General features: G+C 37.5%; 10 protein-coding genes. 4 read left to right on the top strand and 6 right to left on the bottom strand.

Annotation, left to right across the window (positions count from 1 at the left end; genetic code table 11):
- The 6 genes from F1644_RS01630 to F1644_RS01655 are packed head-to-tail and all read right to left on the bottom strand — an operon-like array spanning position 1 to position 8086.
- On the bottom strand, positions 1-1992 hold the full coding sequence (locus F1644_RS01630; protein WP_118302209.1) for a site-specific DNA-methyltransferase: 1992 nt from the start codon (positions 1990-1992) through the stop codon (positions 1-3).
- A gap of 10 nt (positions 1993-2002) precedes the next feature.
- A complete protein-coding gene (locus tag F1644_RS01635) occupies positions 2003-2680 on the bottom strand; it encodes a DUF4391 domain-containing protein (RefSeq protein ID WP_230328291.1) in 678 nt (225 codons plus the stop codon).
- Entirely contained in the window at positions 2680-3624 is a 945-nt protein-coding gene (locus F1644_RS01640; RefSeq protein ID WP_118302208.1) for a DUF4238 domain-containing protein, read from the bottom strand. Before F1644_RS01640 ends, F1644_RS01635 begins: the two co-directional genes overlap by 1 nt.
- 1 nt (position 3625) lies before the next feature.
- The gene (locus tag F1644_RS01645) at positions 3626-6868 is read right to left on the bottom strand and encodes a helicase-related protein (protein ID WP_118302207.1); all 3243 of its coding nucleotides are present in this window, start codon (positions 6866-6868) and stop codon (positions 3626-3628) included.
- Positions 6868-7872: a virulence protein RhuM/Fic/DOC family protein gene (gene rhuM, locus F1644_RS01650; RefSeq protein ID WP_118302206.1), complete on the bottom strand. Its 1005-nt coding sequence runs from the start codon at positions 7870-7872 to the stop codon at positions 6868-6870. The genes F1644_RS01645 and rhuM overlap by 1 nt, the downstream gene beginning before the upstream one ends.
- Positions 7873-7876: 4 nt before the next feature.
- On the bottom strand, positions 7877-8086 hold the full coding sequence (locus tag F1644_RS01655) for a helix-turn-helix domain-containing protein (protein ID WP_118302840.1): 210 nt from the start codon (positions 8084-8086) through the stop codon (positions 7877-7879).
- Positions 8087-10006: 1920 nt separating this feature from the next.
- On the opposite strand from F1644_RS01655, the gene F1644_RS01660 reads away from it, so the two are divergent.
- The 4 genes from F1644_RS01660 to F1644_RS01675 all read left to right on the top strand — a co-directional run bounded on the left by F1644_RS01660 (position 10007) and on the right by F1644_RS01675 (position 13667).
- Positions 10007-10591, top strand: a complete 585-nt coding sequence (locus tag F1644_RS01660) for a metallophosphoesterase (protein ID WP_118302838.1) — start codon at positions 10007-10009, stop codon at positions 10589-10591.
- A 1-nt stretch (position 10592) separates the two neighbouring features.
- Positions 10593-11369 (top strand): metallophosphoesterase, encoded by a 777-nt coding sequence (locus tag F1644_RS01665; protein WP_118302204.1) that lies wholly within the window; start codon positions 10593-10595, stop codon positions 11367-11369.
- A gap of 3 nt (positions 11370-11372) precedes the next feature.
- The gene (locus F1644_RS01670; RefSeq protein ID WP_209279520.1) at positions 11373-12728 is read left to right on the top strand and encodes a hypothetical protein; all 1356 of its coding nucleotides are present in this window, start codon (positions 11373-11375) and stop codon (positions 12726-12728) included.
- A gap of 108 nt (positions 12729-12836) precedes the next feature.
- Positions 12837-13667, top strand: coding sequence for a hypothetical protein (locus F1644_RS01675; RefSeq protein WP_118302203.1), 831 nt, complete (start codon positions 12837-12839; stop codon positions 13665-13667).
- Positions 13668-13731 lie beyond the last annotated feature (64 nt).

Below are 13731 nucleotides of genomic sequence, written 5' to 3' on the forward strand. Positions count from 1 at the left end.
TTAAATAACTTTAATACTCTTCATAGCCTCTTCCTCGCTCCAGTCAAGTTGTTGTTTCAAAGACTCAAAGATGTTTATTTTAGCATCATCTCTTTCAAAGCAACTGTCACGGAACAAAATTCTCAAAGGTTGTTTGTCTGCAATTGTACGGACAACATTCTCGGTTACATTATCTGCAAAACAAGCCACAAGGTCTCCATCGTTCACAGAGTAGATTGTTTTACCATCCACCACTTCGGTTGTCATTGGCAAGGATAACTGCACACCCCAGTCGAGCATTGCGCCAAACAGTAAGTCGAGGTCATTACGGTCGCTCTTAACATTATCGAGCAATAAGTCAAGTTGCTCTTGCTTATATTCTTTTGGTGCAAAATAAACCTCTTCCATATTGCTTTCATCCAAACGGAATACTCTGAAACCAGTATCAAGGTTTTGACCTTGCAAACCTGATTCTTCCTTGATCTTTTTACCAGCACGACGAATACGTTCTTTAGCAATTTCTGGGATGGTCTTATAACCAGCTTTATATGCTTCACTATTTATATCTGTTTTTTCTGGTAATTGCACACAGAGATACTTCCGTTTTCCACCGTCTTCTGCATTTAATTGCATAACAGCATGAGCGGTAGTTGCACTACCTGAAAAAAAATCCAATACGTATGAATCCTTGTCCAAATCTCCTATTTTTAAGCTGTCAATAACAGCGTATAAAGATTTTGGGTAATCGAAATATTGTGCATTAAACATTTTTTTTAATAGGTTAGCTCCATATTCTGTTGATGAATAAAGTTTATCATCCCATACTGTCAATGGGAGCATACCCTCGTCGTTCATGCGTGCTTTTATGTAAACAGTAGGAATCCCCGACCTATCTCTTCTAGCCATCATTTCATTTTTAGCAGTTAGTGCTCTATCAAGTCCCCACTTCCAACGCCTTGCTCTTCCATGTTCATCTACAGGGAGAGAAACAATTTCATCTTCTAATGGTTGCTCAAGAATATCATATTCTTTTCGTACTTCATTCCATTTAATGTTAGGAATTCTAAAATCCGAGCAATCTTTTTTAACATAAATTGGATAGAACATCGATGGTGCATCTTCTTTATAACCGCCATGTTTTCTAAAATTAACCCATTCAAAGGCTCCTAAATTATCTTTTTCTTTGTACCTAGCAATTTGGTATTCATTACGTGGTAATCTCCCCAAAGTCGTTTCGTCATTAGCACCATAAAATAGTGCATATTCATGTGAGATTGATGCTCCCTTTGTTGTCGATCTACCAGAAGGATTGTTTTTAACAACAATTGTTGCGAGGTGATTACTTTCGCCAAAAACTTCATTCATTATAGCGGTAACAGTCTCTATTTCGCTATCATCAATTGTTAAACATATTATTCCGTTAGAAGAAAGAAGTGAGCGACAGACTAGTAATCTGGAATATATCATTGAACACCAGTCTGAATGGAAACGACCATTAGAAGGTGTGTTTATAAATAATCTGTTGTTATAATCATCAAGTTCTCCTGTTTTTCTCAAGAATTCATTTTCATCTATGGAAAAATCATTTTTATATATAAGATTCTTTCCTGTATTGTAAGGAGGATCTATATAAATCATTTTGATTTTACCCAAATATGACTTTTGTAGTAGTTTTAATACTTGTAGATTATCACCTTCAATATATACATTTTCTGTAGTATCCCAATCTACACTATCCTCCATGACGGGTCTTAATGTCTTGTTTGTAGGACGTGCTGCTTCACGGCGAGCCTCCTGCTTACCAGGCCATGTAAACTGATATGCTTCCGGTGCATCTTCAACAGCGTCATCACCTAACAACTGACGAAGAGTAGTGAAGTTTACCACATGACGTAATTCGCCTGTTTTTTCATCTTTAACCTCTGTAAAGCACGAGGGCGCAATCTGATAGAGTGCTTCTAAATTGATATTCACTCCATTTGCTGATTGAAGTTCCAACTTATTGGGTTTCATGTCTGTATATTTATTTGTTTATTATTTCTTGAAATTTAGCTATCTCTTTTTTCAATCTTCTTGCTTCGGCATTCAACTCCATTTGTCGGTTAAACTGCTTTTCAGCCCGAACCTGTTTTTGCAAAGAAGTTACTTGTTTTTGAAGCTGTTCGACTTTCTTCCTTATTTCCGCTTGTTCTTTGTATTCAACCTCATTTGAAGCAGAAAGTCCAGATATTTGACTTAGGATGTTGCTATATACAGCATCCATTGACTGTCCTTCTATTTTAAGAGACAATGTATCAAAGGACACTTCTCTTTGTAATTCAGTTACACCGCAAGTCCATTTCTGCTCACTTTTTGCAGCAGTCATTTCCTTATGGTGCATCAAGATATCAATCTTGCCTTCATACTCAATGATAAACAGCGTATGTCTTGGCAAGAGTTTGTCCATCGCACAGAATGGGTTAATGCTATAGGCATCTCCCTTCATCTTACAATGGAATACTGCTATTTCGTGTACTCGCTCCCCATCTTCCACATTCAGCGTGCTGGGCGCAAGTTTATACAACCATACAATATTCTCAAACTCCCTTGTGAGAAACTCACGAAGCGAGCTATCTGTACTCCTACCGTAAAAGGCATTCTTAGGTACAGACTTATTGACTACTGTAGTCGCTGGGAAATTGAGAGGATTGTTCATATTCATTATCTAAAAGGATTCTTTGTTATAGGCATTATCCTTGAAATAAAATCTATAAATTCAAAATTATTTTTATTTGAGAACAACTGTCTTTGCGCATACATTGTACGTATATGATTAGCTTCTCTCAAATCTCGTCCATGGACTACTTCCATCTTACATTCATCTGACTCTTTATCTGAAAAATAGTCTTTATCCCAGATTGTAAGCAATAAATTCTTTGATATTGGAAAAGTTAGCTCAGCTCCATATTGAGCTAATCCCTGACATATAGGTTTTACATTATTAACATGAGGATTAACAGTTATAGGAAAATCTGATGTGTAAAAATCGCCATTTACGGAATAATTAAAAGTCCATATGTTATTGCTTAACAATGTACTATATCTATCTAATAAGTCTTCATTCATAAATGTACTTTCAGCATGATATACAGCTTTATCTTTTATTTTAGACTGAATTCTCAATTTAGCAATATCAGGGTTATTTAACTCTAATGCTAATCCCTCTTGAAATAGTCTCACCATTTTTGGCATCATATCTTCGAATACCTCCTCATTCTCTATTCTTAATGCAGGTAATCTAAACCATTGGATAACTAAAAGTAAAGCAAATTCATACTTTTCTTTTCTACTTAATCGAATTCTTAACTCATTATTTTTATATGCATCATTAGCTAATTGTTGTAAATGAAATAATTTCTCTGCAAATTTAGGCTCATATTCTTCAGCAAAGAAATTTTCCTCAATTGTAAATGGATTAAGCTTATTGTTTTCTTTTATAAAACTATCTGAAATCGTATAAAAATTATTGGCTGTGCATACATCAGAAATTAAAACACCATAAGATTTTTTAGAAATCTTGTCGTACGCCCATATATGTGTGTTATTATCTGAAAACATTTTCAGATAACATTGTGGTATATAGTGTTGTTTTTTGTGCAGAGCCATATTATTTAATTATCAAAAAACAAATCAATTCAAAATCATCTAGTCCTTTAATCTCATTGGTTAAAGCTGATGTTTCACCAAAAGAGAAAAGACTATCAATATCACTCTCTTCTTTGACGTGAATAATACTGTCAATGGCAGATTGAAGAAGTTTGCTATAATGCTCCATCTTCTTACTATCTTTGGTTTCTTTATTGAATAATTTACAAAGTTCTTTATCCGGCTTTGTCTGACCTTTGCAGAGATAACGCATCTTGTCAAGCAACTTTTTAGGTGATAAGTGGTCGCAAATCACCTCACCGGCATGAGTGAGATAAACCATATAGAATGGGTGCAGCAAATTGGAACGGTCTATGTTTACACCATTATTCTTGTTTTTAAGAATAAAAATGACTCCCGGTTCTGCTAAATCTGTGGCTTTAACCACCGCACTCATTCCAAAAGGTGTGAGATCCATATTAGGATGCTCCTTTAAATTTGTGAGCAAATCCAAACGGAACTCATTCAATCCCAAGTCCATGATATTGATACCAGTATCCATATCCTCAATATCGACCACCTCATTCTGAAGGCGTTTCAACTGATTGCGTCTATATTCCAAATCGCCCTTTTCATTGGCCGAAAGGAGGTTGTCGTCACCTGTGCTGGTGATAACCGTTGCTTTCATTCTGCTCTCAACACGACCTTTCAGCTTGATATAATCGTCCAGTTCAATATCCGGCCAATAATTTACCAGCTGAATAAAATCGTTCTTGCTACCAATACGATCTATACGGCCAAATCGCTGAATGATGCGTACTGGATTCCAATGAATATCGTAGTTTATAATATAATCGCAATCTTGCAAGTTCTGTCCTTCACTAATACAATCTGTTGCTATAAGCACATCAATCTCTCGTTTGTCATTAGGATGAATTGCGTCTCTGTCCTTTGAAACAGGAGAAAAATAGGTTAGTACATCGTTAAATGTACATTTCATTCTCGGAATAGTACACTTGCCATCTGTGCTACCTGTAATCAAGGCTGTATGCAATCCACATTTATCAAGAATACGACCAGCCAACTGTTCGTATAAGTAATCCGCAGTATCAGCAAATGCGGTGAAGATTAACACCTTCTTGTTATTACCATTGATAGGATTATTGAACTTATTCCTTAGATCAGCAATAAGCTGTTGCAGTTTACTGTCATGTTCCGGTGTAATATCTTTCAACATGATCAGGATGAGCTGAAGAATCTCCAAGTCGGCTTGCAAATCTCTTCTCCAGCTCTTGTAGTCCATATCACGAAGATTAATCTTCGACTTGCGGCCAACAAATGGGTCGTTCTCTGAATCCTCATTGTCATAGTCATCAGCAAAAGAAGTAACCTCAATCAATCCAGCTCCGCTTTCTTCGAATTTATTGATAGCAGCAATAGATGTCTTTATGAAGTTTTCTATCCTTTCTAATGTAAGTCTGAAAGAATTGACGCTGCTTTCCATTCGCTTAAGCATATTGATTGCCATCAATTTTCTCATACCCTTCTCTCGCCCATCGACAGAAAGTCCCGAGCCTTCAAAATCAATATCATAATTATCTTTTGCACTCTCAAAAATGAATAGAGAAGGTGTATAAATAGACAAATTCAACTGATTTAGATGTTCTGCAATATCCTTAAAAGTAATTGCATCACTTAAATCTGTCAATTTAGGACGACGGGCAATAGGTGCCAATCGTGTAGGGAATTTCCCGACATCGTTTGTATTATAATACTTGATAATGTGACTACGGCTTCGCGCAATAGTAACAGCATCAAGCACCTGGAAGAAATCATAACTTAATGAGTCCAATAGTTTCTCTGTGGTTCTTTGGTCGGAATCCAACCTCGACCAGCGCGAATAGGCTGTTTGGGCATCTCTAAATATCTGGTCAATGTTCTTTCCTGTATCTAACAGGTCGTTTATGTTTTCAGTCTTCCCCTCATAGGCCAACTGAAGCTGGTTCTTCAAATCGTTGAAACGGTTGTTTACTGGGGTTGCAGAAAGCATCAAAACTTTTGTCTTGACACCACTGCGAATAACCTTGTTCATCAACTTGGCATAACGGTTTTCTTTTATATCCTCGTCATCTTCATTATCAAATCTACCACCATTACGGAAGTTGTGACTTTCATCTATGACAATTAGATCATAGTTACCCCAATTTACTCGTTCAAGGTCTAATCCATTACTTACACCCTTATCGCGTGATAAGTCGGAATGAAACAGAATGTCATATCGCAAGCGGTCTGCCAATACAGGATTATTCTTATAATTTGAGCGGAATGTCTGCCAGTTATCATTAAGTTTCTTCGGGCAAAGCACCAAGACACTTCTGTTGCGGTTTTCATAATACTTAATAACTGACAATGCCGTAAATGTTTTACCTAAACCAACACTATCAGCTAAAATACAACCATTATACTTTTCCAACTTGTTGATAATTGCCAACGATGCATCCTGCTGGAAATTGTACAGCTTGTTCCAGATTACACTGCTCTTAAAACCAGTTGCTTCATTTGGTAGAACATCTTCACTTATATCCTCTAAAAATTCGTTGAAGATATTATACAATGTAATGAAATAGATAAAATCAGGAGAATTTTCCTTATACACTGTTTCAATACTCTCAATGATGTATTCTGTAACATCTTGGAATCTCTCCTTGTCTTTCCACAATTCACTAAAATTTTTAAGGAACATATCTGTTGTGCTATGCCCAGGCATTCCCACGACCATAGGACAAAGATTATCGCCTCTATCTAAACCTAATTCGGTTGTAGTAAATTCATTGAAAGGCATATATGTGAATGTATCTGTTCCATTTTTTACATTAAGAAATGCATTCATTGAACCTTGAGTGATATTGGTCTTGAATTTTGCCTTTCTACGAATCCAATCTGCACACTCTCTGGCAATAGCACGTTGAGTTAGTTGATTTCGAAGCCTGATCTCAAAATCAGAGCCGAACAGATTACGTTCCCTACTAAGTTTAGGAATATAAAACTCTCGTTTCTGCTTAACTGATTTGTCTGTGTTAAATGTCGGAGACGTAAATATGAAATTAACACAATCCACTTTCTCCAACTCCTCTTTTAATGCTTCATAAGCATATATAGAGAAACTGGCAGCGGCGATTGAGACTTGACTATCAGATGATAGTATTTGTTTTAAATCATCAACTACTCGCTCAGTAATATTATTGAATTGTTTTGGAGTTATCATCAGCAATTTCTCTTATTGATAAGATTTACAATCACTTTCAGAATCATATCTTTTTCGTCTGCACGGCTTTCAGCGATCATCAGTGTAAGTGCTACCAAGGTGCCATCACTGATTCGCTTAGTTCCATCAGGATTATACAGAATGCCATTGTTCTGCATAAACCAAAGGAATAGAGTGGCTGCGATTCGTTTGTTGCCATCTACGAATGAGTGATTCTTAACCACAAGGTAGAGCAACATTGCAGCTTTTTCTTCCACCGATGGGTATAGCTCATTACCATCAAAAGTCTGATAGATTTGTCCTATTGAACTTCTGAAAGAACCATCTTTTTCCTTTCCAAACAATGTACTGCCACCGAACTTCTCCTTAAGTGTCTCAATAGTTTCCATTGCGCTATCGTATGTTGCACGGAAACTTTCCTCGATGGTTGTGTGTTCAATAGTGAGCTGTTGGTAATCATACCTGTCAAGGGTATCAAGAGCATATGTGTAGTCTGTAACGACATTCACCAATTCCCTGCTATCGTCACCATTAATCAGCTCCTGCTCATTGTTTATGGTTCGGCCGAGTAGATGTACTAACTGACTTAACTCTTCGTATTTCTGAGCTGCTATGTGGTTATTGATAGCATATCCTTTTACAAGGTATTCCTTTAGCACCTTGTTTGCCCATTGACGGAATTGAACACCACGCTGGCTCTTTACTCGGTAGCCGACAGAGATGATGACATCGAGATTGTAAAGTTTTACTGTTGCTTCTTGCGTTTTATCTGGAATAGCACCATGTTGAGTGGTGTGTGCAAAATTTGCACATACCACATTTTCTTCAAGTTCCCCCTCCTTGAAGATATTCTGTATATGTCTAAGTATAACAGTCTTATCCCTTTGAAACAGCTCGGCCATCTGCTGTCTTGTCAGCCATACAGTTTCTTTCTCCAATTTTACATCAATTGAAGTCTGCCCATCAGGGGTCTGATATATTACTATTTGATTATTCTGCTCCATATAACTATTTTGTTGACCACAACAAGTCTTTTACATCTACATCTATTACTTTTGCAATTTCTACCAAGGTCTCAAGCCCTGGCTGCGCTGTATTGGTGCACCACTTTGATACAGTTGCCGGATCCTTGTCGAGCTGTTCAGCAAGCCATTTATTTGTCCTTTGCTTTTCAGCCAAAACCACCTTTAACCTGTTAATATTTTTAGAGCGTTCCATCATAATTTTATTTATTTGACTTCAAATTTAATCATAATAAACGGAAAAACTGCTTTTATTTTATATTATTTTTCAAAAGAATTGCGATTTAGCTCAATTTGTAGATAGAATCCGTTTTATTCCGATGTCCCATTTTTACTCAAAAAGTGCTTATCCGCGGTGGAAATGTGGTGATTTTTGATAGATTTCCACAAGCAATAGCACATTTTTTGGCCAACCAAAAGAAAAAATCACTTTACTTTATTGCCGTACATACATATACGCTGATTAAAGTAAAGTGATATTCTCAATGTAATGTGATATTTTTCTTTCCAATATGGCGTTCTGCATTTTTCCAACATAAAAACACACCCTTTTCTGCAATTATCCAAAGAAAATCACTCATAAATCTGCATTTTTCCAAAAAAGCTGTTCAATTTGGCCAGCCAAAAGAAAAGATAGCCACTTTACTTTATTGTCGTACATATATATACGCTGATTAAAGTAAAGTTTAAAAGAGGGAAAAGAAAAGAGAGGCTTTGCCTCTGATATTTTCAAGCGGTTTTATCCATAATTGCAATGATCAATTTCAATGGTTTTCACATTTTCCATACCCAAAATGAGGTCTAATTTCACATTTTCCACCCATAAAACCACCTCAGATTTCACATTTTCCCAATTCTTCGAAATATAAGAGACATCACCTCAGATGAAATGTGTGACTGAATCTTCTTTCTTTTCGCAAGCAATATTGCCCAAATGGTTATACAGATACAACCCTTTTGCACTTTTATACGTGAAACCCTACAGAATTTAGTTGACATAATCGGCGATAATCTCACGTATATTTCGTACCTTTGCATACAGAAAAGTTTGGTGAACTTCGTGCAGAAATTCAGGTTTTACAGGTTCTGGTTGACAAAGAGGATACTCGAAATGGCTGATTTATAAAGATATACACTTGTTTTTTACCGCCTTTCTACCGTTTAAAACGTAAATTCCTCATTTATAATGATCTACTCTTGGTGTATCGGCAAATAGTCATTCTCGACTAATTGATTATCAATATATTACATAATACACAATAGAAAGTAAAAGAAGAAACAATCCAACTTCGATAATATTGATAATCAACACATTAAACACATAGAAATAATAAAGCATTGCATCAATTTTTCCTGATTTTGTCCCCCGTTTGTTCCCTGAACGGATACAAGGGACAAAATTCTGTCCCTCATACAATTTAACAGTGATAAATAGGCAAATTTTATCAGTACCACTAAAACTTATCCAAATTACAGATAATATTCGAATAGAACTGAATTGTTTTCCAGCCATAATTACCTCTAACAATCAAACAGTTAACATATTTGAACATAACAGCAGAAATCATCACCAATGAGATTTCCTAACATAACATTTGATAAATATTCCCAACCATTATTGCGAAGTATGCGAATAATAGTACATTGAACATCCTCTTAAGTCTCGCAATGATTTTTATAGGGTGATTTGAAGAATTCACTGAAAAATATTTGGAGTATTGCGAAATTATTCTGTACATTTGCGCCTCTTTTTGAAAATTTACAATGCAGCAAAATAGAATGAACATATTATCCCAAACGACAATTCGAGGCAACAAATGCTTCGAAGTTCAGTCGTATGTTCTTCATGTTTGGAGCATTGAAACGCCAGAGAATATCATAAATACTTTCCAACGAACAGATATAGGAGATAAGATGCGATAGATGCTCGTATCTTGATCTTAAAATAAACAACAGAATAGTTGGAGAGTCCTTACCGAACTTTCCAACTATTTTGTTTTATGCCCATTGGTGACTGTTTGCTCCGTGCAATTCCTCTCCCGTCATTTCCGTCCAATGAGCGCAAGAACAACCAATTTTAATTAACCGCACAGCGATGTACACAAAAGAGAGCAAAATGAATTACAAATTTGACGGGAACAAGGTGTATTTTACATCGGACACACACTTTTATCATTCGAATATCATTGGCTTTTGCAAGAGGCCATTCAAAAATGTAGAAGATATGAATGAAACACTGATCGAAAATTGGAACCGGGTAGTTGGTCAAGATGATATCGTGTTTCATTTGGGGGATTTTTGCCTGGGAGGATCTCATGAATGGACCAAGATTCTTAACAGACTGAATGGAAAAATCTATCTCATTCTCGGTAATCATGATCTAAAAAATATCAGGCAAGGGTACGCCAGTAGATTTGAATTGACAAGCATGCAAATGCACATAGAGGTTGACAAGCAGAAAATCTACCTGAACCACTGTCCGCCCCTCTGTTATGGAGGTGCTTACGGGAACACGTGGCAACTGTTCGGGCATGTGCATACGAGCAAGAATAATACGGGAAAAGACGCTTTACGGCTGGATATGATTTTCCCGACGCAATATGATGTGGGTGTGGATAATAATGACTTTACTCCGGTCTCATTTGCGCAGGTAAAAAGGATAATCCAAAAACAGGTTGAACAAGCAAATAAAAATAAGTAATATGAAAATACAATACATGAGCGATCTGCATTTTGAGTTTCGGGAGAACAGCAGGTACATAAAACATAACGAATTCCCGGTAACGGGCGATATACTCGTATTGGCCGGAGATATTTTCTATCTGAAGGACAAAGTCTCCCCTTTATCAAGATTCTGGAAATGGGCATCGGAGAACTACCGACAAGTACTCATTATTCCCGGCAATCATGAGTATTACAATTATTGTGATGTAATGGAACGGGGGTTACAATGGCGATGGATGTTCAAAGAGAATGTCGGTTATTATCAAAATCAGGTATTGAGAATAGACGATACCAATTTCATAATGAGCACACTCTGGTCGCATATCGAACCGGCAGACGAATATTTTGTTTGGAAAGGACTTAACGATTTCCGTCAGACCTTGTATAAAGGGAAACTGCTCCAAACGGAAGCATATAATCAGATGCATGACTTCTGTTTAGGTCATATCAAAAAAAGTCTTGCCGAAAGTACGGCAAAACACATAGTGGTCGTGACTCACCACCTGCCTACTTTGCAGGTTGTTGCTCCTCAGCATAAAAGTTCCGTATTGAACAGTGCATTTGCTACTGAATATGAAGGACTGATAGCCGGCAGCAGGATCGATGCCTGGATTTACGGACATTCGCATACCAATATCGACACAGAAATCGGGAGTACAAAAGTGATTTGCAACCAGATGGGATATGTATTTGAAAACGAGCATATAATCAACGGATTTGATCCGAGGAAATTTTTAACGATTGAAAACGAATGAGATATGGAACGACATAAAATAGAACCACATAAGAAGACAATCTTTACCAATCAATTTTTCATAGACTTGGCAAAAGAATGCGGTTTGAATACTGCGATATTCGAACAGCTCGGAAGCGGGCGCGATACAGAAATCGTGGTTGATAACGATATATTGGAGATGTTGGTTAAACTTCAGGAGCAATTTGCCCGACTGGAAGAGATGGGCGACAACGAATACAGAGGATTTTATATCGAATTGCCCCGCCCTACTCCGGAAGAATGGGGAGATTGCGAAGCATCGATTGCAGACGGAGAATATGAGAGTAAGGAAGAATACCTCTGGGATTGGGAATTGTCAAATCCCAGAGAAACGGTATGGTATCATGTCGGCTCCGCCAGATACAAAGAAAAGCGTACCATACAATTCACGGACAGGAAACACTCGTATTTTACTATTGCGAACTATTCTCAATATATAAACCCAGTAGGTAACAATTTTTCCAATGAATGGCAAAAGGATTTCTTGGCAAAGTTGGTCTTATATCTTCAGAAGCTAATCGATGCCATCATACAATATCCGGAGGGGTTCAATGATTATGTGGCGAATCATCTTCCTTACCAGCAGCGAGACGGGAAAATTGCGAGAAAGGAGTTCAACAGAATCGAACCGAGATTTAAAATCGCAGTCGAAGACGAGAAGACTGCAATAAAAGCACTGGAGAATTCCATCTGCAAGAATTTCGAGCGGCCGTTAGAGACAATGACGATACGTTCGTATTGCAAATACTATCGGATCGCTCATGAAGCCTATGACCGGTATTTTGAAAGGTTTGATACTACACGAAAGAAGCGTACCATTCCGAATGGGATGCCATTGGAATTACAAGATGTCGCATATTACAACATGGTTAAGTTCTGCGATTTGCAGGATAAATACGATCTCGACAGTGAGACGGATTTCAACCAATTCGCCTCGGACCATTATGGGGAGCTGGGATTGTCGCGGCTGAATGTACTCGCCTCGGATTTTGACAGCCCCGGATGGAAAATCATTGTTTCCAATAGCTACTCAGCATATGCGGATGTTGCGGTAGAAGTCGCCACTGCGCTTTACAAGTATGGCGCTCCTTTGGAAATACACGACGCTGCCAAACTTTTACGAATACTCAAGGAGGAGGATCATGTGAAATTGATCCCGTACACGTTCCACGATTACATGGGCCATCATGAAGAAGGAACCGTTTATCAACTTCCATGGGAGCACGAATGTATGGATAGCGAGGAGAATGTTTTATCATTGGAACAATACCATGAAATCATCTCTCTGGCAGAATGGGATGAAATAGAAAAAGTAAACATTGACAAAAACGGGATATAATCCCATAATTATTAGCAACATATTTGGCAGATAATGATAGTCTGCCAAATATGTTATAATTAGCTATATAATTAAAATAAGAGGAATTATTAAGAAGCGTGTGAAAGTATGGAACTTGACGCAGATTTTATAGCATTCTGCAAGCAGAGCGTCGCATTGGAACAACGAATGGCGAAACAGGCGGGAACACGGTTGAATGAAGCAATGCGCAACAATATCCAAGATATCAATGTATTGGATCGGATTGCAGACCAGCTACTTGACACTATGTCAGGGCTATCAGGTGCGGGAGAACGGACTTATATGAAATATATCAAATACTTGGGAACGTTTAACCCTCAAGCTGCAAAAGAAACAAAAGATGCCTATGAAGATATCATGGGATATAAGATACATGTAGCATACGCAGCGGCACGATTGGCCAAAGAATTGCACAAAGAACAGGTAGATCAAGCAGGTAAAAATTACTTTGAAGGACATTTATCGTCTGTCGGACGAAACGGTTTCGACTGGAAAGAAAAAACTGTGGGATTTCTACACGATGCAGCTGAAGATACAGGTCATACCGTAAAAGAGATCATTAGAAAACTGAAAGCGATACTGGATGACTGGGAGCAGAACAAGGAAAAACATGACTGGATTTATGAATTTGAAGATATCGTAGGATCCTTTCCGAACGAAAAATACCACAAATTAACAAAGCAAGAATGGGACGAGATTGAAGAGGCTCTCGATCTGATGGACTTTCGCACAACTGCCAATCGTGAAACATATATCGAGCGTTTCCGCGGACATCGTTTGGCCATCAAAGTCAAATTGAATGACCTTCAGTACAATATGGATATTACCCGCATTCTACACCCGACAGACAAAGACGTAGCGAAGATGGAAAGACATAAGAAAGAATATTATCTGTTATTAAAGATGCTGGCAGATTGAAGTTTTAAGACAATCAAAATTTAACTCAACTTAGTGGCATGAACCTACAAGAACAAAAGATGTA

It is taken from the genome of Butyricimonas paravirosa (assembly GCF_032878955.1).
Classification (GTDB): domain Bacteria; phylum Bacteroidota; class Bacteroidia; order Bacteroidales; family Marinifilaceae; genus Butyricimonas; species Butyricimonas paravirosa.